Here is a 21,999-nt window from a genome sequence, read left to right on the forward strand (position 1 = left end):
CATACGATGACAGTACGCCCAGTATAGATAGGGTGAGCTGATAAAAAAGCGGATTTATCTGCGTTAATTTATCAGCTATTTCGATACGTTAACGACCGGCGAGCAAATTGGCGAGGCGGTCTACCTCGGCCAAATCGGCGCTGGCGGGCACCAATTGAATTTCGTCGCAACCCAGTGCTTCAATGGCGTCGAGCCCGTCGAGTATGGCCTTCGGGTCGTGCATGCGCATGGTTGCGGCGACCTTTTCCGCTTCGGCGTCGCCGAAAATTTTCAGGTAGTCGAAAACATAGTCGCGCAGCGCCTGCTCACCATTGTCGGCCAGAGAGTACCAGAAACCACCCATGCGGTAGGGTTTGTCGGGGCGCTGGCTATTTGCCCAGGCTTGGTCGGCAGCCTTGAAAAAATAATCGATCAGCCCTGCGTCGCCGTCCATGGCAAAGCCATACAGGCCATCGGCCCACTTGGAAACGCGGTCGATACTTTTGGGGCCCATCGCACCGGCGAGAATAGGCGGCCCACCCGCTTGCACGGGCTCAGGGCCAATCTCGTCATAGTCCTCGATTTGCTCTCCCCGCCACACCCGTTTCATCAACGCGATTTGATCGTCCATGCGCTGGAAGCGGCCTTTCATACTCGCGCCGAGCGCTTGGTAGTCTTTTTCACGACCGCCCACGCCCACGGTGAGCGTGACGCGACCCTCGGAAAGAATATCCAGAGTGGCAATTTCTTTGGCGGCTTGAACCGCGCTGTGCATGGGCAGCACATACAGTGCCGGGATAATGCGCACGCGCTCGGTACTGGCCGCTGCGAAAGCCAGGATGTTGCGCATTTCCATACTGTAGCCTGTAATGCGTTCACCACATGACAAGCTGTGGAAGGGGCCTTGGTCGATAATGCCGCACCAGTCTTTAAAGGTTTGACGGCTCAGGCCGCGTTTCATATAGGGAAGGCAGACGCCAATTTTCATTGCTGTTCTCTTATCGTGTTTTTTTACCATTCTAGGCGGATGAAGCATTTAGTGACTCACCCAGAAAGAGGAGGCTGTGAATACGCTAGTCTGCGGCTCATTTGCGTGCGATGATCCGGAAAACGGTGGAGGCTTTATGAGCGAATCAATTATCTACGCCTTTATTTTCGATGGGCGAGGCGGTGCACGGGCAATTACGCGAGAGGAAATTGACCTCTGGAAGCCCGAGCAGGGCGTGCTCTGGGTACACGTGGACTACAGCCACAGTGATACGCGCTCGTGGTTATCTGCTTTCGCGAGTCGTGAAGATATTACATCGCTGGATGATCTGGCAGTTGCCGCGTTGCTGGCAGAGGAAACGCGGCCCCGCGCGGCGGCCCACAATGGCGGTCTATTGATGGCGCTGCGCGGCGTTAATATGAACCCCAATGCCGACCCCGAAGATATGGTGTCGGTGCGTATATTTGCCGACGCCAATCATATTATTAGCTCGCGAAAGCGGCGCTTGCTGTCGATGGACGATGTGGTTGGTCGGTTTGCGCGTGGTGAGGGCCCGTGTTCTAGCGCGGAGTTTGTGGCACTGCTATGTGAGCGTTTGGTTAGCCGTATGGCCGGGCCAATAGAGGAAGCTGAAGATTGCGTGGATCTGTTGGAGGAGTCATTGCTGACGACGCCGCGCGCGCGACTCAGAAATCAATTGAGCGATTTGCGTCGCCAGGCAATATCACTGCGCCGTTACCTGGCGCCGCAGCGAGAGGCTCTGAACTGGATATTAAGTGAACGTGTCGCCTGGTTTGATAATGATGCCCGGGCCACGGTTCGTGAATCCGGTGATCGCTTAGCGCAGTATATTGAAACGCTCGATAGTGTGCGTGAGCGCGCTGCCGTTACGCAGGAAGAATTGGTTAATCAAATTTCCGAAGAGTCGAACGCGCGCATGTATGTGCTGTCCATTGTTTCGGCGATCTTTTTACCGCTCGGCTTTGCTACCGGTTTATTAGGGGTGAATGTTGGCGGAATTCCGGGGGCGGATAATCAACAAGCCTTTATGCTGTTCGTTGGCATGCTAATAGGCGTAGCGGTATTGATGTTGGTTTATTTTCGATATAAACGCTGGCTTTAAGGCACCTCTGATTAATTCGGTAATGGCTCAGCGGAGCCTCTCGCGTGCACTGGCGAGGCGCAGCGCGAAGGTCAAGGGTGGTTCTCTTGACGAGTGTTGCAACGACGGCCAGGGGGCGCGAGAGACCCGCCTTTCGGGGTTTTGCCTTATTTCGCCTGGCGGCGTTGCGCTCATTTGAAAGGCAACCAGCCTTACTGTCTGAGCGCGCCTTGCCAACCGAAATAAGGCAAAGTCTGAGTTATCACCGAATTAATCAGAGGTGCCTTAATCATTATTAATGGGAATTCAACACAATAATCGCGTGATTGTAGGTTAGAGCTTCGATATTTGGTTTATTTCTTGCGAGTGCTGATTGATAATTAAGCGAAGATTTTTATATGACGCAACTACTATTTAGTTACGTGTTTTTTTCATTCAATGATTAGTTAAGGATATCTTATGGATATTGCAAAACTTCAGAAGCAGCTCGAAGCAGAGCACAAAGCGCTTGATCAGAAGTTCAAGTTTATTTCAGATCTGCAAGCACTGATGAAAAAGCACGGCCAAACTGCCGAAGGCCTGCTGGAAATTTTGAATGAAACTGAAGCTGCGGCACCTAAGAAGCGCGGCCGTAAACCCGCTGCTGCCAAAGCCGCTCCCGTCGCTAAAAAAGCGGCTGCTAAGAAGCCTCGCAAGAAGCAGGCCGCGCGCCCACTGCGTAAGTTTAAGCATCCAAAAACCGGTGAAGTTGCAGAGACGCGCGCGCCACAGGTTGATAAAAAGATCCGTGGTTGGGCAACTGAGCTGAAGACTGACTGGCGCAAGCTGGAAGTTTAAGCTCGTCGCAGAGAAAGAATTAAGCCGTTTGGCTTGATAAAAAAACCGCCTTAGGGCGGTTTTTTTGTTTAGGGCGTTTGCACTTCTGTTGTCACACTGAGCAGCTTGTCGAGCTGGCAGGTAAGGGTGTCGCCATTTTGCAGTGGCCCCACGCCTGCCGGGGTTCCCGTCAGCACAATATCGCCGGGCTGCAATGTGAAGCTCTGACTAATGTCGGCAAGTAATACATCGATGGGAAACAGCATATCGCTGCAGTGACCCGATTGCTGCCGTTCACCGTTGCGATGCAGCTCAAAACGTAACTCTCGCCAGTCGGGGACACTGGCCGCCGGAACAAATGCCGACAGCGGGCAGGCGCCGTCGAACGCTTTGGCTCTCTCCCAGGGGTGGCCTTTGGCCTTTAGTTCTGACTGAAGCTCCCGAAGGGTGAGATCGAGCGCCAAGCCGTATCCTGCTATCGCGGCCAGGCAGTCTTCAGGTTTCGCCTGGCTTAACGTCGAGCCGATCAGCAGGGCGACCTCTAGTTCGTGGTGGCATTCACCCTTGCCCTGTGGGAGCGCTATTGGCGCCTCCAAGGCAGCCAGGGCGCTGGCGGGTTTGATGAAAAGCAGCGGCTGCTCGGGTACCGGGTTATTCAATTCCTTGGCATGAGCCGCGTAGTTGCGGCCCACACAGACGATTTTTCCCGGTGGCATCTCCAGCGGGCGACCATCGATAAAACGGTGTTGCGAATACATGGCAAAGCCCTTTTAGTCGAAAATTTTTCCAGGGTTCATTACGCCGTTGGGGTCAAAAACCTGCTTCACGTGGCGCATCAGCGCAATTTCCTCGGGGCTGCGCGAGTATTGTAGATAGTCTTTTTTCAGCAGGCCGACACCGTGCTCGGCCGATACGCTGCCGCCAAAGCGTTGCACAATATCGAACACCGCCAGGCTGACCTTGCCACATTGCTCAAAGAATTCACTTTTATCCAGACTGTCTGGCTTGAGAATATTCAGGTGTAGATTTCCGTCGCCAATGTGTCCAAACCAAATGATCTCAAAATCCGGGTATTCGCTATTTACGATATTCTCGACTTCGCTGAGGAAGTTGGGGACTTTTGAAATGACCGTGGAAATATCGTTTTTATAGGGCGTCCATCGTGAAATGGTTTCGGAGATATCCTCGCGCAGACGCCACAGGTTTTTTAGCTGCTCAAGGCTTTGGCTCATTACGCCATCGAGTACCCAGCCTTCCTCTACGCAGGCTTCGAATAAGGCCATTGCCTGTTCTTCGGTTTCGTCGTTGAGTTTTTCGAATTCCAGTAGGGCGTAGTAAGGGCACGTCGACTCGAAGGGGCGTGGCAATTTGCTGTGCTCAACGACTTTTTGCAGCGCTTGCTCGGAGAAAAACTCGAAGGCAGTCAGGTCCATTTCTGATTGAAAACGGTTGAACAGGTTCATGATGCCATCGAAGTTCTCAACACCCAGTACAAAGGCAGTGAGGTTTTTCGGTTGTCGGGTTAACTGCATCGTTGCTTCGCAGATCAGTCCGAGGGTGCCCTCGGCACCGATAAACAGCTGGCGAAGGTCGTAGCCGGCATTGTTTTTAAGCAGGCCGTTGTTCAATTCCAGTATGTCGCCAGCGCCGGTGACAACGGTCAGCCCGGCAACCCAGTCGCGGGTCATGCCCCAGCGAAGAACCTTGATACCGCCAGCATTCGTGGAAATATTACCGCCAATCTGCGAGGAGCCCGCAGAGGCGAAGTCGACGGGATAGTAGAGGCCCTGCTCGTCGGCGAAGTGCTGTAGCTGTTCGGTAATCACGCCAGCCTGACAGCGCACGGTGCGGTCGATAGCGTTGAAGTCACTGAGCTGGTTCATATAGTCGAAGGAGACAACCACCTCGCCGTTGGCAGCCACGGCGCCGCCGCTCAGGCCGGTGCGACCGCCACTTGGCACCACTGCCAGCTGTTCGGCGTTGGCCAGTTTAACAATGGCTTGAACGTGCTCGGTGCTGCGCGGAAAAACGACCGCCAGTGGTGCGGGCTCCCAGGCCTTGGTCCAGTCTCGGCCGTGGCTGTGAAGGGTGTCGGCGTCGCAGCGAACTTTGTCTTCGCCAACAATGGCTTGAAGCTCAGCAATAACACGCTCTGGAGAGGAATGGAGATTGGCGGAAGACATGGCAAATTGCCTCGGAAATTGACTACAGGAAAAGCGTTTTATGATACCATATTGCGCTTTCATATTTCCCCTCCGAGAGCACATCCCCGATGGCAAAAACCTCCCTAGACAAGGCCAAGATTAAATTCCTTCTCTTAGAAGGTGTTCACCAGTCCGCCGTAGACGCACTCCACGCCGCTGGCTACAGCAACATCGACTACTATCAGAAGGCCCTGCCCGACGATGAGCTAAAGCAAAAGATCGCCGATGCCCATTTTGTTGGCATTCGCTCGCGTACCCAGCTGACGGCTGACGTGTTTGATTCGGCGAAGAAATTGATCGCGGTGGGTTGCTTCTGTATCGGCACAAATCAAGTAGACCTAAAAGCGGCAACTGAGCGCGGTATTGCGGTGTTCAATGCGCCGTTCTCCAACACGCGCTCGGTCGCCGAGCTGGTGATCGCCGAAGCGATCTTGCTGTTGCGTGGCATTGCTGAAAAGAACGCGGCGGCCCACCGTGGCGAGTGGATGAAAAGTGCTGTCGGCTCTTATGAAATTCGCGGTAAGCGCCTGGGAATTATCGGCTACGGCTCTATCGGTATGCAGCTTTCGGTTATTGCGGAAGGCCTGGGTATGGAGGTGTGCTTTACCGATGTTGTGAACAAGCTGCCACTGGGCAATGCTGTTCAAGTGAGTTTGGGTGAATTGCTGGCGACCTCCGATATTGTCAGCCTTCACGTGCCGGAAACGGCGTCCACGCAGGATATGATCGGTGCCAATGAGCTGGCCCAGATGAAGAGCGGGGCGATCCTGATCAACGCCTCGCGCGGTACGGTTGTTGATATCGATGCCTTGTGTAACGCGCTGAGCGATGCCCGCTTGTCAGGCGCTGCAATCGATGTATTTCCCGAGGAGCCGCGCGGCAATAACGACGAGTTTATCTCGCCGCTGCGTGAATTCGACAACGTTTTCCTCACGCCGCATATCGGTGGTTCAACGGTAGAGGCTCAGCAAAACATCGGTCTGGAAGTGGCCGATAAGCTGGTGAAATACTCTGACAATGGCACAACAACCTCGTCGGTTAACTTCCCTGAAGTGGCGCTGCCGGCCCACCCAGGCAAACACCGTATTCTGCACGTGCACCGCAACGTGCCGGGTATTCTCAGCGCCATTAACCAGATTTTCTCTGAGAACAATATCAATATCTCGGGTCAGTACCTGCAAACCAACGACCAAGTCGGTTACGTGGTCATGGATCTGGATAAGGACTCTGGGGCCTTGGCTCAAGAGAAGTTGTCGCAGATTCCCGACACTATCCGCTGCCGCTTGCTGTTCTAAGTCAGCGCACTGATGGCTGAGCTGGAACGCCTTGAGGCGCTGCTGGATAAAACGGCCCTGGTGGCGCTGAGCTACTTTGATGTAGACGGTGCCGCATTGCAGCAGCGCATGCTGTCGGGCAAGGTCGTGCGGGTAACGCCCAGCGACGGCATTACTCTGCGCCCGCCTCAGGGTGAGGAATTTACCCTGCCCTCGTCCATGTCGCCGTGGTTTATTGCGCCGCCAGGTCAATACCGCGATGGCGCTGGCCACGCTGTCGACAACCCGGATTATCTGGTCACGTGGAATGTGTATCGCTGCCAAGATAAGGATAAGCCGGAGGGCGAGCACCAGTGGTGGGAGTGGGTGGCCAATACCCAGCCACCCACGGTGGGCAGCTGATCTTTTTCGCCACTGCCAAAATGCCAATTGAGCTGTTTTGCCATAGGTCTGCGCAAGCCACCTTTCTATACTGAGCGCTTATTCGCACAGCTAGAAGGACGCGGCCATGAAACTCGGCTTACATTTGGGCTACTTTCAAAAGCAACCCACAGATCGCTTTATCGAACTTGCACAGGCTGCGGAAAACCTCGGCTTTGACTCTGTGTATACAGCGGAAGCCTACGGTTCCGACTGTTTTACCCCCTTGGCGGCGATCGCCGCAATGACCTCTAAGATTCGACTGTGTACCGGCGTTATGCAAATTTCGGCGCGTACCCCCGTGTGCGCCGCGATGTCGGCACTGACCCTCGACCATATTTCCAATGGTCGCCTGTGTCTGGGCGTGGGGGTATCGGGGCCGCAGGTTGTTGAGGGCTGGTATGGCCAGCAGTTTAAGCGCCCTTTGGAGCGCACGCGTGAGTGGTTGGATATCTTCCAGCAGGTCATCGCCCGTGAGGCGCCGGTGGAGTTCAGCGGCAAGCAGTACAACCTGCCCTACAACGGGCCGGATAGCCTGGGTCTGGGCAAGCCCCTGAAGAGTATTACCCATCCGCTGCGCAATAAGATTCCGGTATTTCTCGGCGCTGAAGGGCCTAAGAACATCGCTCTTGCGGCAGAGCGATTCGACGGCTGGATGCCTATATTTGTCTCGCCCTACCGTATGGATATCTTTGAGGAAAGTCTGGCAAATAAGCCTGAGGGCTTCGAAATTAATGCCATGGTGAATTGCATCATTAACGATAACCTCGAAGAAGCGATGTTCCCGGGCAAGATGACCATGGCTCTCTATCTCGGCGGCATGGGCGCCCGCAAAGATAACTTCCATAAGAACTTGATGGGACGCATGGGCTTTGGCGACGAAGCCGAAAAAGTGCAGGACCTGTGGTACGAGGGTAAGCACGAAGAGGCGATCAAGGCCGTGCCGGATGCCTTAGTGGATGAAATTTCCCTGGTGGGCCCGAAGGAGCGAATTAAAGAACGCTTGCAGGACTGGAAGAAATCACCGGTGACCAGCCTGATGATCGGCCACCGCGATCACTTTGAAACGTCGGTCGAAACCATGGAGTTTTTAGCTGAGGCGGTTCTCTAAGCCTGCCTGTCCAACCTTTTCCCCACCACCGGCCGGGTGGTGGGGCGCTTCTTGTTCTCTCCTCCTTTAAATTCGCAAAGACCCATAACGAAAACATTGTGTTTTAGCGTTGCTGTAGTTAGGCTACATATCTGCGTCGCGTGTTTTGGCGCGCCATAACAATAATGAATAATGACAGATGGTACTCACTATGCGTATGTTCTCTTGCCTCGGCCGGGGCTTGCTGCCCGGCTGCGTGTTGCTGCTAGGTGCGAGCCCGGTATTTGCTCAACAAGCGCCAGTTGCCGCCAAGGAAAAAATGGGCGGTACTATCGAAGAGGTGCTGGTAACGGCCCGTAAGCGCTCGGAAAATTTGCAGGAAACACCGGTTGCGGTCACCGCGATGAGCGGTGACGACTTGCGTGCCCAGGGCATTTTGAGCACCACCGAGTTGAGTAAATCGGTGCCCAGCTTGCAGATTAACGACAGCACGTCGGCGCAGATTTTTATTCGCGGTATTGGTCAGCGGGCACCGATGGCGCGCTTTGATCCCTCGGTGAGTGTATATCTGGACGGCATATTTATTCCGCGCCCGGATGGCCAGCTGCTGGATACTATTGACGTCGACAGTGTGCAGGTCTTGCGTGGCCCTCAGGGCACGCTATTTGGCAAGAACAACACCGGCGGCGCCCTTGTTTTCACGCTGAGCAAACCTGAGGATGTTGCCAGTGGTTATGTGGAGGGTGGCCTGGGTAGCTATGGTGAGAACCGGCTGCGGGCAGCGGTGAATATGCCGGTGAGTGAGGACTTCCTTACGCGCCTGTCAGTGAATAGCCACCGCCGCGACGGCTTTCTCGAAGACCGCAGTATCGGCGACACGCAGTCCATTGACCGACTCTCGGCCATCTTTCAAACCCGCTGGCTCGCCAGTGATAGCCTGACACTGGATACCCTGACTTTCCTCGGCAAAATTCGCGAGCGCTATCCCACCTATCACTGCAAAATTGTCAATGATGACGCCTTGTTTGTGGATGGCCTCGGTCTGCTGTGGCCGGGCGATACCGACCCGAGTAACCCTCGGGCGTATCGCGACAACTGCGAGGCGAATGACCGGGATAAGCAGCCCGATTTGGTGACCAATCAGGGTGATCAGCAGTATCAAGTTAAAGATCAAGATGTTGTGCTGCTCGGCGCGACGGCAGACTGGGAGCTCAATGCCGATCACAGTATCAAGGGGATTTTTGGCTACCGCGACGCGGTGAAAGGCGGGCCTCAGAGCAATGCGGATGAAGGCGGCCCAGCGCCCTTTTTGCGCGGCATCGTGTTGGGTGACAGCGACCAGGAATCGCTGACCTTAGAATTGCAATTCAACGGCCGGCTATTCGATGGCGCCGTAGACTACACGGCGGGGCTGTTCTGGCAAGATGAATATAAGAACGAGCGCTTTATGGTCGGCAGCCCATTGGTTGGTGCCGATTCCACCTCCTTGGCGCAGTTGTTGGCCGGGCAAGTCCCCAGCTCGGCATTGATCCCCCCGGGTGGCACTAACCCTCCGGTGCTGGGCGCGCTGGTGCCGCTGGCAACGGTGCAGGATTTTGAAATATTCGGCGAGACAGCGGCGGCCTTTGCGCAAGCAACGTGGCACATCACTGAGGACTGGGAGCTGACCGTCGGCGGTCGCTACACCGAAGAGAGTCGCGACTCCGAACTGGCTACACGCGAGGCCGACCTGGCGGCGGTGTCTACCGCCTTGACCTCGGCCGATCCGCGATTTGTGCCGGTCGAGCCGTCGATGGGCATTCATACTTTCCTGGGCACCTGGTCTCAGGACCCGCTGAGTATTGCCCAGGATATTCTGCGAGAGGCCTACCCCGATATCATCGGTGCGCCATTAGGCGCTGCCAAAAACTACGAAACCAGCAGCACCTTTAAGGAGTTCACGCCGATGGCATCAACCTCCTGGGTGCTGCCGGAGTCGCTACTGGAAAATAGTCTGGTGGATTCCGCCATGGTCTATGCCACGTGGAGCAATGGCTTCAAGTCGGGCTTTCACGAGCCCAGCGGGGTCGATGGCTTAGCGGTGGTTGAACCGGAGTTGCTGGAAAACCGTGAAATCGGCTTCAAGATAGACGCACTGGAGCGGTCGCTGCGCTTCAATGTGGCGCTGTATGTCATGACCTTCGAAAATATGCAGCTGATCACCGTGAGCGTGGACTCGGCCAATTCGCTGATCGTGACCTCGCAAAATGCCGGCGAGTCGACGATTGAGGGCGGCGAGATGGAGCTGACGTGGCTGCCGACCATGAATACCTTGATTACCCTGAGCTACAGCAATAACAACTACAGCTTTGTCGAGTTTGAAGATACGGCTCTGCTACCGCTGGCGGTGGCGGGCGACAGCGTTGCAATCGATCGCAGTGATGAAGAGTTTGCGGTGTCGCCGAGGAAAACGGCGGCACTGGGTGTTCAGTACACCTTGAATACAGAGGTGGGGTTGTTCACGCCGCGTATTGATTTGAGCTACAAGGGTGAAGTGTATATGGGCTTGGATGACGCCTCCTGGGACGTGGCCAAGCGCAACCCGGGCTTGGTGTATGCCGACGACTATATGCTGGTCGACCTGCGCCTGAGCTGGAGCAATCGCGAGGACGACCTGAACATCGCCGCCTACGTGAAAAATGCCACCGATGAGCGCTACGATATTGGTGCTGTGGCAACGGGTGAGTCGCTGGGGACTTATGCTCAAGCGCTGGGGGATCCCCGGTTTTACGGTGTAGAAGTCTTTAAGCGGTTTTAAGCGAGTGCTGCCGCCTGCGCAGGGCAAGGCGGCGCTAGCGTTTCTTTATTGCTGGTGATAGTCCAGGCACTGCGTCACTTCATCCGCGGCGCCGAGGATCACGGGGACGCGCTGGTGGATATGCTCGGGCTGAATGTCGAGAATATTCCCGTCGGGGGTGCAGACTTTGCCGCCGGCTTGCTCGACGAGCAGTCCCATTGGGTTCGCCTCGTACATCAGGCGCAGTTTGCCGGCCTGCTCGGGTTTGCGGGCGTCCCAGGGGTAGCAGAACAGACCGCCGCGACACAGTATGCGGTGCACATCGGCCACCATCGCTGCCACCCAGCGCATGTTGTAATTCTTGCCTCTGGGGCCTTCGCTGCCCTGTAGCAGTTCACCAATATAGCGCTGCATAGCGGGGTGCCAGTGGCGCTGGTTCGACATATTAATGGCGAATTCCTTGCACTCCCTGGCAATGCTGACCTCGGCCTCGGTGAGCAGGTATTCCCCCGATTTCGGCTCGTAGGTAAACATCACCACGCCTTTGCCTAGGGTTAATACCAGCATTACAGATGGCCCGTAAAGTACATACCCCGCAGCCAATTGTTGGCGGCCCGGCTGTAAGAACTCAGCCTCGCTAACGGCGCCTTCGCCGCGGCTGCCGAGCACCGAAAAAATGGTGCCGACCATACTGTTTATATCGATATTCGACGAGCCGTCCAGTGGGTCGAACGTGACCAAAAATTCGCCATCATTGTGGGCGGCGACGACCTCATCTTCCTCTTCAGAGGCAATGCCGCGCACGCTGGGCAATGCCGACAGTGCGGTTTTAATGCGCTCGTTGGCGATCACATCCAGCTTCTTTTGCTCTTCTCCCTGAACGTTCTCTGCACCGGCGGCACCGAGAATATCATTCAGCGCGCCGCCGGACAGGTCGTCGCGAATGGCGCGGCTGACCTCGGCAATCGACAAAATCAGTTGTGCCAGTGTCGATGAAGGCGCGTTAGAGGAAAGGTAGTCAGAGAGGTTCTGGCGGGACATATCGGGAGCATCCGGTCGGTGTGGTAACAAAGCAGCTATTATGCCAGTGGGGGTGCATCAGTAACAGTACGTTGCGCAGGCGGGGTTACTGTTCTAGCTTCAAGGGGAAAGGTCGCTTCGCAACAGGGAGGTTGTCGAAATGCGTGGGTGGATCATTGTTGGACTAACGGTGTCACTGCTGTCATTGGAGAGTGCCAATGCAGCGGATTGGCCACAGTGTAAAAGTGCTAAGCGAGAGGCGGTGCGTTTGCAGCAGGCCTTGCGCGATGGTCGTAAGTTGAAGGGCTATAAAAGTGGTGCCGCCATGAAGCGGGCGCGAAAAAGCCGGGAGCTCTGGTTGCGCAAGAACTGTCGCTATCATTCCCGCCGATTGCGGGAGGTGGAGCGCAGCATGATGTGAGCGCTAATAAATGATGCTGTGCATCAAGTAACTGAGAATGGTGGTCGCGCCCAAAAAACTGCAATCGATAAGGGCGACCTTGCGATTTTTAGCCTGCACCCGGCGCAATAGCCAGGCCACGCTAACATAGCTGCTGAGGCAAAGCATCATTGTGCCAGACGGAAGCAAGCCCTTGTGCAGCAGCATTACCAGCACCCCAACCATCCAGCTTTGCAGCAAGCAGGCGCTCGCCATTGCCAGCAACGACGATTCCGGGCCAGCCGCTTTATCGCTGAGCCCCTGCTCTAAACGCCAGGCGTCGCCGAATACTCGCGGTGAATACCAGATGTAGCCAAGCAGTAAACTAAGGAGAAAGGCACTGGCTGCGGCGCCTGGGTGGAGGTCAAAAATCGACATGAGACTTGGGTCCGTACCGCAAGAGTTATCATCACCACTGGGTGTTGATGTAGAGTGTAGTCTGTAATGTTGAGAATACGAACCACGATGTGGTTTTTCATTGAGGCTGTTAATCAGGGAGAGAAAAATTAATGCGACTTTTTTCGTTATTGTTCGCCGCCATTTTGGCCTTGTCGGGCGTCAGCCAATCACTGGCCGCCGAGAAGGTTCAGCTGCCGGACGATCTCGGGATTGCAATGTTGTACAAGGCCAAGCGCAGTGACGCTCCCGCAGTTGTTGTGGTGCACGAATGGTGGGGCTTAAATGATTACGCTCGCAAGCGCGCCAAGATGCTTGCTGAGGCTGGCTATACCGCCATTGCTGTCGACATGTACGGACACGGCAAAACAGCGAGCCATCCAAAAGATGCCACGGCCTTTATGAATGCAGCACTCGCTGAGCCGGAAAAAATGAATGCCCGCTTTGATGCGGCGATGGCTATTTTGAAGCGCCAAACCAAAGGTGATATCTACGCGATTGGCTACTGCTTTGGTGGCGCTGTGGTGTTGAATCAGGCGCGTCGCGGGCTGGATTTGGCGGGAGTGGCGAGTTTTCACGGTAGCCTGGGTACCGAAACCCCGGCGCAAACGGGCGCGGTGAAAGCCAAGGTGCTGGTGGCCACAGGTGGGGCTGACCCCATGGTGCCCGCTGAGCAAGTCGGCGCCTTCGTTGAGGAGATGTCTTCTGCAGGTGTGGATTTACAGCTGATGAGCTTCCCTGGCGTTCAGCATAGCTTTACCAACCCCGGTGCCACGGCCGTCGGTAAAAAATACGGTCTGCCATTGAGCTATGACGCCAAGGCTGACAGCCAGAGCTGGGCAGCCCTGATGCGCATGCTGGAAGACTAAGCACGGCGATGGCCGGTTCGCGTTTATATAAGGTGCGCAACAGCCCTTTGCATGGCAAGGGCTTGTTTGCTCGCCGGGCTATTGCCGCCGATACCGTGATTGGCTGGTGCGAAACAGCGCCGACAGTAGAGCCGGGTTTGCACACTTTGAGCCTGGCGGATGGCCGCGACGTGGATGTTTGCTGCTCCTTGAAGTACATCAATCACGGCCGGCCGGCCAACGTGATCTACTATGACGACTTTAGTGTGGTCGCGCTGCGAGATATCGCCCCTGGCGAAGAGCTGCTGCACGACTACGGGGATGACTGGCCCTAGGCCGCTCGTCCGCCAATTTTCCCGCCCAGTGCCACGTAGTTATGAGTGATAAAGAAAAGTCCCTGCACCGCATTAAAACCGGTGGTTTTTCGCGCCGCCTGGAATTATCCAAAGTGGGGCTGCGCTACGGCAGCCGAGCCTTGCGCCAGTCGCTGCGCGAGCGCTTTTCCAACGATGAGGAGGCCGCCCTGGCCCAGCGCCGCGAGAACATTGAATTCTTTATTGCAGAGCTGGGTAAATTGAAGGGTAGTGTGGTGAAAATTGGCCAGGTGATGGCCACCTACGCCGATTACTTAATGCCGCCAGAAGTTGCTGAAGCGCTACATTCTCTGGAGGACGACACGCCGCCAATGAGCTGGCGGGCGATTCGCAAGGTGTTGGAAAAAGAGCTGGGCGAAGAGCGCCTTGCTGAGCTGGATATCGACACCGAGCCGCTCGCCGCCGCCTCGCTAGGCCAAGTGCACAGGGCCGTTTTGCGCAGCAGTGGTGAACAGCTGTGCGTGAAGGTGCAGTACCCCGGCGTGGATAAAACTATCGACGCCGACTTCCAGGCGTTGATGGGGCTGTTGAAACTGTCTCGGCTGCTGGATGCCACGCGTAATATTGATGACTGGTTTGGTGATATCCGCCAGCTGTTGCACAAAGAAGTCGATTACGAGCAGGAAAAACGCGATCTCGATTTCGCCCGCCAGCGCCTGAGCGGTGAAGCGCGCTATGTGGTGCCCCGCAGTTACGACCGCTACTGCACTCGGCGTGTGCTCACCATGAGCTATGAGAGTTCGCTGGGCGTGGCTGCTTGCGACGTAGAGTCATTGTCGCAGGCGCGCCGCAACGCGCTGGGTGAGGCGCTGCTGAGGCTGTTTCTTACCGAGCTGTTTCGCTGGCAGCGTATGCAGACCGACCCCAACTTTGGCAATTACCGCGTGCGTATTAATGACGATGCCAACGACCAGTTAGTGCTGCTGGATTTCGGCGCCATGCGACTGTTGCCGCCGGACTTCGCCGAGCGTTTTTGCGAGATGATGCGTGCCGCTTACCGTCGCGATCGCAAGGTGTTCCGGCAGTGCAGTATTGATCTGGGTTTTATGAAGGAGCACTTCCCGGACAGCGTGCTGGATAACTTCGTGGACATTGGTATGGATATCGGCGAGCCGCTGCGCTCAGCCTCCCAGGCCCCGGATGAGGCGCGTAGCGCCGACGGCCTTTACGACTGGCGGCGCAGCAACCTTCCTAAACGTATTGCCAAGCGGGCAGTGGCGGCCTCCATCAGCACGTATTTTGCGTTGCCCCCTAAGGACTTCCTTTACGTTATGCGTAAACTCATGGGTGTCTATGCGCTGATTGCGCAGTTGGATGCCCATTTTGACGGTGAACCCGTATTCCAAGAATTTTTGTAGTGGTGTTTATTAACGAGCTGTAACCCCCGCCGCCAGTGACTTCGGGCACTTGAGCGGGTTTTAGTCTTGAACTTTTCGACTATTAGGCATCTAATAAGCAGTCGGTATTTTCGGGCCCCCGCGAGGGAGGCCGTAACCAGTGAGGAGGATGTGCATGAGCACCCATCTGCAGCCAGTACAGCAACTTGTGCCGGGTGGTGATCTCTCTGCATATATTCAAGCAGTAGGCAGTATCCCTGTGCTCAGTGTTGAGCGTGAGCGGGAACTGGCGGAAGAACTTCACTATCGTGGCAACCTTGAGGCGGCCCGCGAGTTGGTTATGTCGCACCTTCGATTTGTGGTGCACATTGCTAAAAGCTACAGCGGCTATGGCCTGCCCCAGGCTGACCTGATTCAGGAAGGCAATGTCGGCCTGATGAAGGCGGTTAAGCGCTTTGACCCCAGCAAAGGGGTGCGTTTGGTGTCCTTTGCGGTGCACTGGATCAAGGCGGAAATTCACGAATACGTATTGCGCAACTGGCGCATTGTGAAAGTAGCAACCACCAAGGCGCAGCGTAAGTTGTTTTTCAATCTGCGCAGCGCGAAGAAACAGCTGGCTTGGCTGAGTAATGACGAGGCCCACGCCGTGGCCAGTGATCTCGGCGTTGATGTCACTGAAGTGCGCCGTATGGAAGGGCGCCTGAGTTCGGTGGATGTCGGCTTCGATGCCAGCGACAGCGACGACGACAGCAGTTTCGTCGCGCCGGTGCATTACCTGGAAGACAACAGCCAAGACCCCGCGCGCCTGCTGGAAGCTGACAACTGGGAAGAGAGCAACCACCAGAGTTTAGCGCTGGCGCTGGACGAGCTGGACGAGCGTAGCCGGGATATCCTGCAAAGCCGCTGGTTGGTTGAAAGCAAAGCGACGCTGCACGAGTTGGCAGACCGCTACGGTGTTTCCGCCGAACGCATTCGACAGCTGGAAAAAGCGGCGATGAAAAAGCTTAAGGCGGCCATGGAGTAAGCGCGCCCGCCGCGGCCCTCCCCAGTAACACCTGAAAACGCCCCGCTAGTCGGGGCGTTTTTTTTGCGGGCTGCCACGCATAAATACGCATGTTCCCCCGCTGAGGGACGCGCTACAAATGGCCAAGGTTTGGTGTGGCGGGGCAAAGAATAATGACATTCCCTTGGCTTTCAGCACGCGGCGGCAAGCGCTGCCTCGTATTGTGCGGCGCGTTGTTACTGTGCCCGTGGCACGTCTATGGCAAGGGCTTTCTGGATTTTAACCTATACCCCTACCTTGATGACGTAGAAAGCGATTCGGTTTTTACACTGAATATTGGCGCCTAGCTTTCGCAGCGCTGGTCATACTTTGGTTTTATCAATTTCTATAACCAGCCGGCTACGGCTGAGCTGTCGGAAACGAATAGTTATTACACCGAGCAAAATCTGCGTCGGCAGTTGGCGGCAGTACCGTCGCTCGATCTAAGCGTGCAGCATAATATGCGCACCGGCGAGGACAATGACCGACTGCGCTTTGGCCTGCGGTGGCGCCTGAATGATAGTTCGTGGTTTCGCCAACTGTTTGTGCAACTCAATCTGACCTATTCGCTGACCCTGCACGCCCTGCAAATTGACGACCGCGACGAATCGGTTTGGCAGTTAGAGCATAGCTGGCGCTGGAGTTCTCCCGCCGTGAGTGAGCGCCTATACCTCGCTGGGTTTATTGATCACACCTTTAATGAAGACCTACCTGAGGGCTTCCCGGCCAACCCGATGGTTGCCGAGCTACAACTCGGCTGGCGGCTGTGGCAGCAGTGGTATGCGGTGGCGGAATACCGCCTCAATCAATATCGCCGGCAAGATGTGAATAACTTGGCGCTCGGGGTTGAATACCGCGTGCCTTTCTAATTGCATAATTGCGACGCTGCTGCCGGCAGCTTTGCCTATCGGCTTCCAGCCCTTACAATACGCGCTGTTTTCGTGGGGGCAGTATGGCGTCGATCACTTTCTTTCTGGCCGGGCTTTCCGGCTTTTTCGCTGTGGCCTTGGGCGCCTTTGGTGCCCATGGCTTAAAGGGTCGTTTATCGGCTGACATGTTGGCCGTGTATGAAACGGCCGTGCAGTATCACTTCTATCATACCTTTGCGTTATTGGCCGTCGCGTTATTGATGCAGTTGGGCGTACAACACGGTGCGCTGCGTGCGGCCACATGGCTCTTTGGCATAGGTATTGTGCTGTTTAGTGGCAGCCTTTACGCCCTGTCGATTAGTGGTATTAAAGTGCTGGGGGCGATCACCCCGGTGGGTGGCTTGTGTTTTCTTGCGGCGTGGATTTGCCTGATGGTGGCAGCCCTAAGAGGTGTGCAATGAGTGAAGAGAACACCAAAATGCGCCGAATTCGCAGCTTTGTACTGCGTACCGGGCGGATGACCGAAGGCCAAAAGCGCTCCTACGATTTGCACTGGCCAAGCAAGGGGCTGGAGCTTGAAAAGGGCGCGATAGACCTGGACGAGGTGTTCGGCCGCCGCGCACCAACGGTGTTGGAAATCGGTTTCGGTATGGGCGACTCGCTGGCCACCATGGCCGCTGCCGCGCCAGAGAAAAACTTTATCGGTGTTGAAGTGCACAGCCCCGGTGTCGGACGTCTGATGCATTTAATCGATGAGTCCGGTATCGAGAATTTGCGCGCCTACTGCGACGATGCCGTTGAAGTGTTAGAGCGCTGTATCGCTGATGAAAGCTTAAGCCGAGTGCAGGTGTATTTCCCTGATCCCTGGCATAAAAAGCGCCACCACAAGCGCCGTCTAATTCAGCCGGAATTTGTTCAGCTATTGCGCAAAAAACTGCAGCCCGGTGGCGTGATTCACTTAGCGACTGACTGGGAAAACTACGCTGAGCACATGATGGAGGTCATGTCAGCCGCGCCCGGTTTTACCAACTGCGAGGGCGAAGGCCAATTCGCGCCGCGCCCGGAGTACCGGCCGGTGACAAAATTTGAGCGTCGCGGTGAACGCCTGGGCCACGGCGTGTGGGACTTACTGTTTGAGAAAACGGCGGACTGAGTCCGCCGCCGCTGCGCCGCTCATTTAGAATAAGCAAATGTTCCCTCTCATTCTTCGAACGGCGAATTTTTCGCTGCAACAGGCGTGACTCAACGAGTGTGAGCCGGCTCGAGTTGCTCGCTGTGAAAGCGAATATGGTCTTCAATAAAGCTCGCGATAAAAAAGTAACTATGGTCGTAGCCCTCTTGCATCCGCAGAGTCAGGCCAGCGCCGCCGGCTGTGGCTGCGGCCTGCAGCAACGCGGGTTTTAGCTGACTCTCTAAAAAGTCATCGTCGCTGCCCTGGTCAACCAGAATGCGTGGGGCAGTGGCGCCGTGCTCACGAATCAAAAAGCAGCTGTCCGCTTGCTGCCACTGCTCACGATCGTCCCCCAAGTACTGGCTGAGTGCCTTTTCTCCCCAAGGGCAGTTCATCGGCGAGCTAATGGGCGCGAACGCCGACAAACTGTGGAAGCGCTCGGGGTATTTTAAGCCGAGAGTCAGCGCGCCGTGCCCGCCCATGGAATGGCCGAATAGACCACAGCGGCTGGCATCAACAGGTAAGTGTGCACTTACTAGTTCTGGCAGCTCGGTGCTGATATAGCTCTCCATTTGGTAGTGTTCAGCCCAGGGTTGCTGGCTGGCATTGACATAAAAGCCCGCCCCCAGGCCCAGATCGTAGGCGCCGTCGATGTCGTCGGCAACGCCCTCTCCGCGCGGGCTGGTATCCGGTGCGACGATCGCCACGCCATAGCGAGCGGCAAATTGCTGCGCGCCTGCTTTTTGCACGAAGTTTTCGTCGCTGCAAGTGAGTCCGGAGAGCCAGTACAGTACCGGCACCTTGGCGCTTTTCGCCTGGGGGGGCAGAAAAACGGACACCTGCATTGGGCAGTTCAGTGTCTGGCTTTGGTGGCGGTAGCGAAGTTGTCGGCCGCCAAAACAGCGGTGCTCTGCAATTTTCTCCATCGTCGTCCCCCGGTTAATACAGTACGACGGAGCGAATGCTTTCGCCCGCATGCATTAGGTCAAAGCCCTTGTTGATGTCCTCAAGCGGCATGGTGTGGGTGATCAGGTCGTCGATATTGATCTTGCCATCCATGTACCAGTCGACGATTTTCGGTACGTCGGTGCGGCCGCGTGCGCCACCAAAGGCGGAACCGCGCCAGACCCGGCCGGTCACCAGTTGAAAGGGGCGCGTTGAAATTTCCTGGCCAGCGCCGGCCACGCCAATGACCACGGATTCCCCCCAGCCCTTGTGACAGCACTCCAGTGCTTGGCGCATGGTGGTGACATTGCCTATGCACTCAAAACTGTAGTCGGCACCGCCTTTGGTAAGCTCGACAATGGCTTCAACAATATCCGGCACTTCCTTGGGGTTGAGAAAGTGGGTCATGCCGAATTTCTTCGCCAGCTCGACCTTGCTGGGGTTAATGTCCACGCCGACAATCATATTCGCGCCCGCCATGCGTGCGCCCTGAATAACATTGAGGCCGATGCCTCCCAAGCCGAACACCACGACATTGCTACCGGGCTCTACCTTGGCATCGAAGACAACCGCGCCGACGCCTGTGGTGACGCCACAGCCGATGTAGCAGACTTTATCAAAGGGTGCGTCCTCACGAATTTTCGCCACAGCAATTTCTGGCAGCACCGTAAAGTTGGAGAAGGTTGAGCAACCCATATAGTGCTTGAGTGGTGTGCCGTCGAGGGAGAAGCGGCTAGTGCCGTCCGGCATTAAACCCTGACCCTGGGTGGTGCGGATCGACTGACACAGGTTGGTTTTGGGATGCAGGCAGAAGTCGCAGTGGCGGCATTCCGGGGTATACAGGGGAATAACATGGTCACCGGGTTTAACGCTGGTAACGCCCGCGCCGACTTCTACTACAATGCCAGCGCCCTCGTGGCCGAGAATGGTGGGGAACTCTCCCTCCGGGTCATCGCCAGACAGGGTAAAGGCATCGGTATGACAAATACCGGTGGCCTTTAATTCAATCATCACTTCACCGGCGCGTGGGCCCTCGAGGTCCACATCGAGTACTTCCAGGGGCTTTCCAGCGCCAAAGGCGACAGCAGCTTTTGTTTTCATGGGTGTCTCCCAGTATTGGTCAATGGCGCTAGTCTAAATTGATAACTGATCAACGATAATCCACTATTTGGTAAACTCATTGTTTTTATATGACAACAATAAGGGGCAGCCGTGAAACATTGGGAAGCGGTGGAAGTGTTTGTTGCCGTGGTGGAGCAGGGCAGTTTTTCGGCGGCCGCGCAGCATTTGGGGATGTCAAAATCCCATGCCAGCCGTCAGCTCAGCCGCCTGGAAAATCACCTCGGTGTGCAACTGCTTACTCGCAGCACCCGGCGTTTGGTGTTGAGTGAAATCGGCGAGGCATACTTTCAGCGCTGCAAAAGTATTCTCGGGCAAATGCAAGAAACTGAGCAGGCGGTTATGCAGCAGCAGGCCAGCCCACAGGGCAATCTGCGGGTGACGGTGGCGGGGGCCTTTGGTGAACGTTACGTGGCGCCAGCGGCGGCAGAATTTTTAAAGCGTTACCCCGCCGTGAATCTGCAGCTGGATTTTAATAATCGCAACATCGACTTGCTGGAAGAAGGTTACGATCTGGCAATTCGCGCAGGGGTGCTTAAGGACTCGTCGTTGATCGCCCGGCGAATCGCCGAAAGGCGCTTGTTAATTTGTGGAAGCCGCGACTACTTCGACCTCTACGGTGTGCCCAATAGCGTAGAGGATCTGCGCGAACACAGTTGTCTGGTGGGTTCTTTACCCACGTGGCGGTTTCGCGATTCCCGTGGCCAGCATATCGAGCTCAAGGTTGAGGGGCGCTGGCGCAGCAACAATGGCCACGCGCTATTGGCGGCGGCGCGCCGCGGGTTGGGTTTGGTGCAGTTGCCAGAGTTTTACGTTTACGAGGACCTGCAGGCAGGGCGCCTGCAAGCGGTGATGCAGAGCTATCAACCCGCCGATACTGCCGTGTGGGCGGTTTATCCCCACAACCGTCATCTATCCGCCAAGGTCAGCGCCTTTGTCGACTTTTTAGCAGAGCAGTTTCGCCAGGTCGACTACCTCAGTTAGCGCGCTTTTGCTTGCGAGATCGTGGGTGTGGCTGGGCTTTCATGCGCGGACGCAGACGCAATATACGCGATTCGCGATGTTGCCAGTCGCGGCGGCGCTGCGCCGCAAAGGTATTGGCGCAAGTGTACAGGCGGCTTAAATCCTCTGGGCTGATATCGACAAAGGAGTCCAGCTCGCGCAGCGCCTTGGCAACGTCCTCTTCTTGCAAACTCGATGTTGCTGCGGCGCCGCGTGCGAGGGTGCTGGGGTAGCGGCGCGAGGGAAACAGATTGTTAAACAGCAGGCCTGCCAACACCAGGGTGCAGGCGTTCAGCAGCACCGGGTTAAGCAAAAGTGAGTACGACAGCTGGTGAATCTCTGGCCCGCCCATCACGGCAAATAGCGCGGTGGCCACGCCGGGAGGGTGCAGGCAGCGCAGGTAGTACATCGCCGCAATAGATAGCCCCGTTGCCGCGATCGCGGCGAATTCGTGGGCGGGTAAATAGCGCTGGCAGCTCACGCCGATAAACGCCGAGATAACATGCCCGCCCAATACTGGCCAGGGTTGAGACAGTGCGCCGTGGGGGATGGCGAAAATCAGGGCCGCACTGGCGCCTGTTGAGGCGAGCATCCAGGCCAGCGAATTCCCACCGGGCAGCTGGCTGCTCAGCCAGCAGGCGAAGGCCATGCCGAGTGTGCTGCCGATAATCGATAGCCACTTCTCAGCATGGGAAGTGGTGTTGGCCTCAACGCCAAGTAGGCGGGCGAGAGGCTGATGAACGTGGTGGCTTGGCACGTGCGATGGGCCCTTTGACTGGCCTTGCCGG

General features: G+C 56.1%; 24 protein-coding genes. 16 read left to right on the forward strand and 8 right to left on the reverse strand.

Annotated elements, in window-relative coordinates:
• Window positions 1-88 precede the first annotated feature (88 nt).
• On the reverse strand, window positions 89-967 hold the full coding sequence (locus HNR64_RS08485) for an LLM class flavin-dependent oxidoreductase (protein ID WP_027875143.1): 879 nt from the start codon (window positions 965-967) through the stop codon (window positions 89-91).
• A gap of 136 nt (window positions 968-1,103) precedes the next feature.
• Between HNR64_RS08485 and HNR64_RS08490 the strand changes: the two genes are divergently transcribed.
• Both HNR64_RS08490 and HNR64_RS08495 read left to right on the forward strand, forming a co-directional pair.
• Window positions 1,104-2,090, forward strand: a complete 987-nt coding sequence (locus tag HNR64_RS08490; RefSeq protein ID WP_204996086.1) for a zinc transporter ZntB — start codon at window positions 1,104-1,106, stop codon at window positions 2,088-2,090.
• A 438-nt stretch (window positions 2,091-2,528) separates the two neighbouring features.
• Window positions 2,529-2,906, forward strand: coding sequence for a hypothetical protein (locus HNR64_RS08495; RefSeq protein WP_204996087.1), 378 nt, complete (start codon window positions 2,529-2,531; stop codon window positions 2,904-2,906).
• A gap of 68 nt (window positions 2,907-2,974) precedes the next feature.
• On the opposite strand, the gene HNR64_RS08500 is transcribed toward HNR64_RS08495, so the two are convergent.
• The gene (locus HNR64_RS08500) at window positions 2,975-3,643 is read right to left on the reverse strand and encodes a fumarylacetoacetate hydrolase family protein (protein WP_204996088.1); all 669 of its coding nucleotides are present in this window, start codon (window positions 3,641-3,643) and stop codon (window positions 2,975-2,977) included.
• A 12-nt stretch (window positions 3,644-3,655) separates the two neighbouring features.
• Window positions 3,656-5,068: an FAD-binding oxidoreductase gene (locus HNR64_RS08505; protein WP_204996089.1), complete on the reverse strand. Its 1,413-nt coding sequence runs from the start codon at window positions 5,066-5,068 to the stop codon at window positions 3,656-3,658.
• Between the two features lie 89 nt (window positions 5,069-5,157).
• Here HNR64_RS08505 and serA point away from each other — a divergent pair, with 89 nt between their 5' ends.
• The 4 genes from serA (at window position 5,158) to HNR64_RS08525 (ending at window position 10,670) form a co-directional block, all read left to right on the forward strand.
• Entirely contained in the window at window positions 5,158-6,384 is a 1,227-nt protein-coding gene (gene serA, locus HNR64_RS08510; RefSeq protein WP_204996090.1) for a phosphoglycerate dehydrogenase, read from the forward strand.
• Between the two features lie 12 nt (window positions 6,385-6,396).
• The gene (locus HNR64_RS08515) at window positions 6,397-6,765 is read left to right on the forward strand and encodes a hypothetical protein (RefSeq protein ID WP_204996091.1); all 369 of its coding nucleotides are present in this window, start codon (window positions 6,397-6,399) and stop codon (window positions 6,763-6,765) included.
• Between the two features lie 106 nt (window positions 6,766-6,871).
• A complete protein-coding gene (locus tag HNR64_RS08520; protein WP_204996092.1) occupies window positions 6,872-7,894 on the forward strand; it encodes an LLM class F420-dependent oxidoreductase in 1,023 nt (340 codons plus the stop codon).
• 190 nt (window positions 7,895-8,084) lie between these two features.
• Window positions 8,085-10,670, forward strand: a complete 2,586-nt coding sequence (locus tag HNR64_RS08525) for a TonB-dependent receptor (RefSeq protein ID WP_239547740.1) — start codon at window positions 8,085-8,087, stop codon at window positions 10,668-10,670.
• 45 nt (window positions 10,671-10,715) lie between these two features.
• On the opposite strand, the gene HNR64_RS08530 is transcribed toward HNR64_RS08525, so the two are convergent.
• On the reverse strand, window positions 10,716-11,690 hold the full coding sequence (locus tag HNR64_RS08530) for a class 1 fructose-bisphosphatase (protein ID WP_204996093.1): 975 nt from the start codon (window positions 11,688-11,690) through the stop codon (window positions 10,716-10,718).
• 139 nt (window positions 11,691-11,829) lie between these two features.
• Between HNR64_RS08530 and HNR64_RS08535 the strand changes: the two genes are divergently transcribed.
• On the forward strand, window positions 11,830-12,090 hold the full coding sequence (locus tag HNR64_RS08535) for a hypothetical protein (protein WP_204996094.1): 261 nt from the start codon (window positions 11,830-11,832) through the stop codon (window positions 12,088-12,090).
• Between the two features lie 3 nt (window positions 12,091-12,093).
• Here HNR64_RS08535 and HNR64_RS08540 read toward each other — a convergent pair whose 3' ends face one another.
• Window positions 12,094-12,486: a DUF1761 domain-containing protein gene (locus HNR64_RS08540; protein WP_204996095.1), complete on the reverse strand. Its 393-nt coding sequence runs from the start codon at window positions 12,484-12,486 to the stop codon at window positions 12,094-12,096.
• A gap of 131 nt (window positions 12,487-12,617) precedes the next feature.
• Between HNR64_RS08540 and HNR64_RS08545 the strand changes: the two genes are divergently transcribed.
• The 8 genes from HNR64_RS08545 to trmB all read left to right on the forward strand — a co-directional run bounded on the left by HNR64_RS08545 (window position 12,618) and on the right by trmB (window position 18,127).
• Entirely contained in the window at window positions 12,618-13,373 is a 756-nt protein-coding gene (locus HNR64_RS08545) for a dienelactone hydrolase family protein (protein ID WP_204996096.1), read from the forward strand.
• A gap of 8 nt (window positions 13,374-13,381) precedes the next feature.
• Entirely contained in the window at window positions 13,382-13,687 is a 306-nt protein-coding gene (locus tag HNR64_RS08550; protein WP_204996097.1) for an SET domain-containing protein, read from the forward strand.
• Between the two features lie 41 nt (window positions 13,688-13,728).
• A complete protein-coding gene (locus HNR64_RS08555; protein ID WP_204996098.1) occupies window positions 13,729-15,084 on the forward strand; it encodes an ABC1 kinase family protein in 1,356 nt (451 codons plus the stop codon).
• 154 nt (window positions 15,085-15,238) lie between these two features.
• Window positions 15,239-16,087 (forward strand): RNA polymerase sigma factor RpoH, encoded by an 849-nt coding sequence (rpoH, locus tag HNR64_RS08560; RefSeq protein ID WP_027875128.1) that lies wholly within the window; start codon window positions 15,239-15,241, stop codon window positions 16,085-16,087.
• 152 nt (window positions 16,088-16,239) lie between these two features.
• The gene (locus HNR64_RS08565; RefSeq protein WP_204996099.1) at window positions 16,240-16,413 is read left to right on the forward strand and encodes a hypothetical protein; all 174 of its coding nucleotides are present in this window, start codon (window positions 16,240-16,242) and stop codon (window positions 16,411-16,413) included.
• Between the two features lie 141 nt (window positions 16,414-16,554).
• Window positions 16,555-16,974 carry a hypothetical protein gene (locus HNR64_RS08570; RefSeq protein WP_204996100.1) on the forward strand — a complete coding sequence of 140 codons (420 nt, stop codon included), beginning with the start codon at window positions 16,555-16,557 and terminating at the stop codon, window positions 16,972-16,974.
• Window positions 16,975-17,057: 83 nt separating this feature from the next.
• A complete protein-coding gene (locus tag HNR64_RS08575; RefSeq protein ID WP_027875127.1) occupies window positions 17,058-17,435 on the forward strand; it encodes a DUF423 domain-containing protein in 378 nt (125 codons plus the stop codon).
• Window positions 17,432-18,127: a tRNA (guanosine(46)-N7)-methyltransferase TrmB gene (gene trmB / locus HNR64_RS08580; RefSeq protein ID WP_204996101.1), complete on the forward strand. Its 696-nt coding sequence runs from the start codon at window positions 17,432-17,434 to the stop codon at window positions 18,125-18,127. The genes HNR64_RS08575 and trmB overlap by 4 nt, the downstream gene beginning before the upstream one ends.
• An 89-nt stretch (window positions 18,128-18,216) precedes the next feature.
• Here trmB and fghA read toward each other — a convergent pair whose 3' ends face one another.
• Window positions 18,217-19,071, reverse strand: coding sequence for an S-formylglutathione hydrolase (fghA, locus tag HNR64_RS08585; RefSeq protein ID WP_204996102.1), 855 nt, complete (start codon window positions 19,069-19,071; stop codon window positions 18,217-18,219).
• A 13-nt stretch (window positions 19,072-19,084) separates the two neighbouring features.
• On the reverse strand, window positions 19,085-20,191 hold the full coding sequence (locus HNR64_RS08590) for an S-(hydroxymethyl)glutathione dehydrogenase/class III alcohol dehydrogenase (protein ID WP_027875124.1): 1,107 nt from the start codon (window positions 20,189-20,191) through the stop codon (window positions 19,085-19,087).
• 111 nt (window positions 20,192-20,302) lie between these two features.
• Here HNR64_RS08590 and HNR64_RS08595 point away from each other — a divergent pair, with 111 nt between their 5' ends.
• The gene (locus HNR64_RS08595; RefSeq protein WP_338061839.1) at window positions 20,303-21,193 is read left to right on the forward strand and encodes a LysR family transcriptional regulator; all 891 of its coding nucleotides are present in this window, start codon (window positions 20,303-20,305) and stop codon (window positions 21,191-21,193) included.
• On the opposite strand, the gene HNR64_RS08600 is transcribed toward HNR64_RS08595, so the two are convergent.
• Window positions 21,186-21,968: an HPP family protein gene (locus tag HNR64_RS08600; RefSeq protein WP_204996103.1), complete on the reverse strand. Its 783-nt coding sequence runs from the start codon at window positions 21,966-21,968 to the stop codon at window positions 21,186-21,188. The genes HNR64_RS08595 and HNR64_RS08600 overlap by 8 nt on opposite strands.
• Between the last annotated feature and the right edge of the window lie 31 nt (window positions 21,969-21,999).

Source organism: Spongiibacter marinus (assembly GCF_016906995.1).
GTDB lineage: Bacteria > Pseudomonadota > Gammaproteobacteria > Pseudomonadales > Spongiibacteraceae > Spongiibacter > Spongiibacter marinus.

Excerpts from the sequence above, each read along its gene's own strand:
- HNR64_RS08485 (WP_027875143.1), bottom strand. The coding sequence starts at position 967 with ATGAAAATTGGCGTCTGCCTTCCCTATATGAAACGCGGCCTGAGCCGT.
- HNR64_RS08490 (WP_204996086.1), top strand. The coding sequence starts at position 1,104 with ATGAGCGAATCAATTATCTACGCCTTTATTTTCGATGGGCGAGGCGGT.
- HNR64_RS08495 (WP_204996087.1), top strand. The coding sequence starts at position 2,529 with ATGGATATTGCAAAACTTCAGAAGCAGCTCGAAGCAGAGCACAAAGCG.
- HNR64_RS08500 (WP_204996088.1), bottom strand. The coding sequence starts at position 3,643 with ATGTATTCGCAACACCGTTTTATCGATGGTCGCCCGCTGGAGATGCCA.
- HNR64_RS08505 (WP_204996089.1), bottom strand. The coding sequence starts at position 5,068 with ATGTCTTCCGCCAATCTCCATTCCTCTCCAGAGCGTGTTATTGCTGAG.
- serA (WP_204996090.1), top strand. The coding sequence starts at position 5,158 with ATGGCAAAAACCTCCCTAGACAAGGCCAAGATTAAATTCCTTCTCTTA.
- HNR64_RS08515 (WP_204996091.1), top strand. The coding sequence starts at position 6,397 with ATGGCTGAGCTGGAACGCCTTGAGGCGCTGCTGGATAAAACGGCCCTG.
- HNR64_RS08520 (WP_204996092.1), top strand. The coding sequence starts at position 6,872 with ATGAAACTCGGCTTACATTTGGGCTACTTTCAAAAGCAACCCACAGAT.
- HNR64_RS08525 (WP_239547740.1), top strand. The coding sequence starts at position 8,085 with ATGCGTATGTTCTCTTGCCTCGGCCGGGGCTTGCTGCCCGGCTGCGTG.
- HNR64_RS08530 (WP_204996093.1), bottom strand. The coding sequence starts at position 11,690 with ATGTCCCGCCAGAACCTCTCTGACTACCTTTCCTCTAACGCGCCTTCA.
- HNR64_RS08535 (WP_204996094.1), top strand. The coding sequence starts at position 11,830 with ATGCGTGGGTGGATCATTGTTGGACTAACGGTGTCACTGCTGTCATTG.
- HNR64_RS08540 (WP_204996095.1), bottom strand. The coding sequence starts at position 12,486 with ATGTCGATTTTTGACCTCCACCCAGGCGCCGCAGCCAGTGCCTTTCTC.
- HNR64_RS08545 (WP_204996096.1), top strand. The coding sequence starts at position 12,618 with ATGCGACTTTTTTCGTTATTGTTCGCCGCCATTTTGGCCTTGTCGGGC.
- HNR64_RS08550 (WP_204996097.1), top strand. The coding sequence starts at position 13,382 with ATGGCCGGTTCGCGTTTATATAAGGTGCGCAACAGCCCTTTGCATGGC.
- HNR64_RS08555 (WP_204996098.1), top strand. The coding sequence starts at position 13,729 with ATGAGTGATAAAGAAAAGTCCCTGCACCGCATTAAAACCGGTGGTTTT.
- rpoH (WP_027875128.1), top strand. The coding sequence starts at position 15,239 with ATGAGCACCCATCTGCAGCCAGTACAGCAACTTGTGCCGGGTGGTGAT.
- HNR64_RS08565 (WP_204996099.1), top strand. The coding sequence starts at position 16,240 with ATGACATTCCCTTGGCTTTCAGCACGCGGCGGCAAGCGCTGCCTCGTA.
- HNR64_RS08575 (WP_027875127.1), top strand. The coding sequence starts at position 17,058 with ATGGCGTCGATCACTTTCTTTCTGGCCGGGCTTTCCGGCTTTTTCGCT.
- trmB (WP_204996101.1), top strand. The coding sequence starts at position 17,432 with ATGAGTGAAGAGAACACCAAAATGCGCCGAATTCGCAGCTTTGTACTG.
- fghA (WP_204996102.1), bottom strand. The coding sequence starts at position 19,071 with ATGGAGAAAATTGCAGAGCACCGCTGTTTTGGCGGCCGACAACTTCGC.
- HNR64_RS08590 (WP_027875124.1), bottom strand. The coding sequence starts at position 20,191 with ATGAAAACAAAAGCTGCTGTCGCCTTTGGCGCTGGAAAGCCCCTGGAA.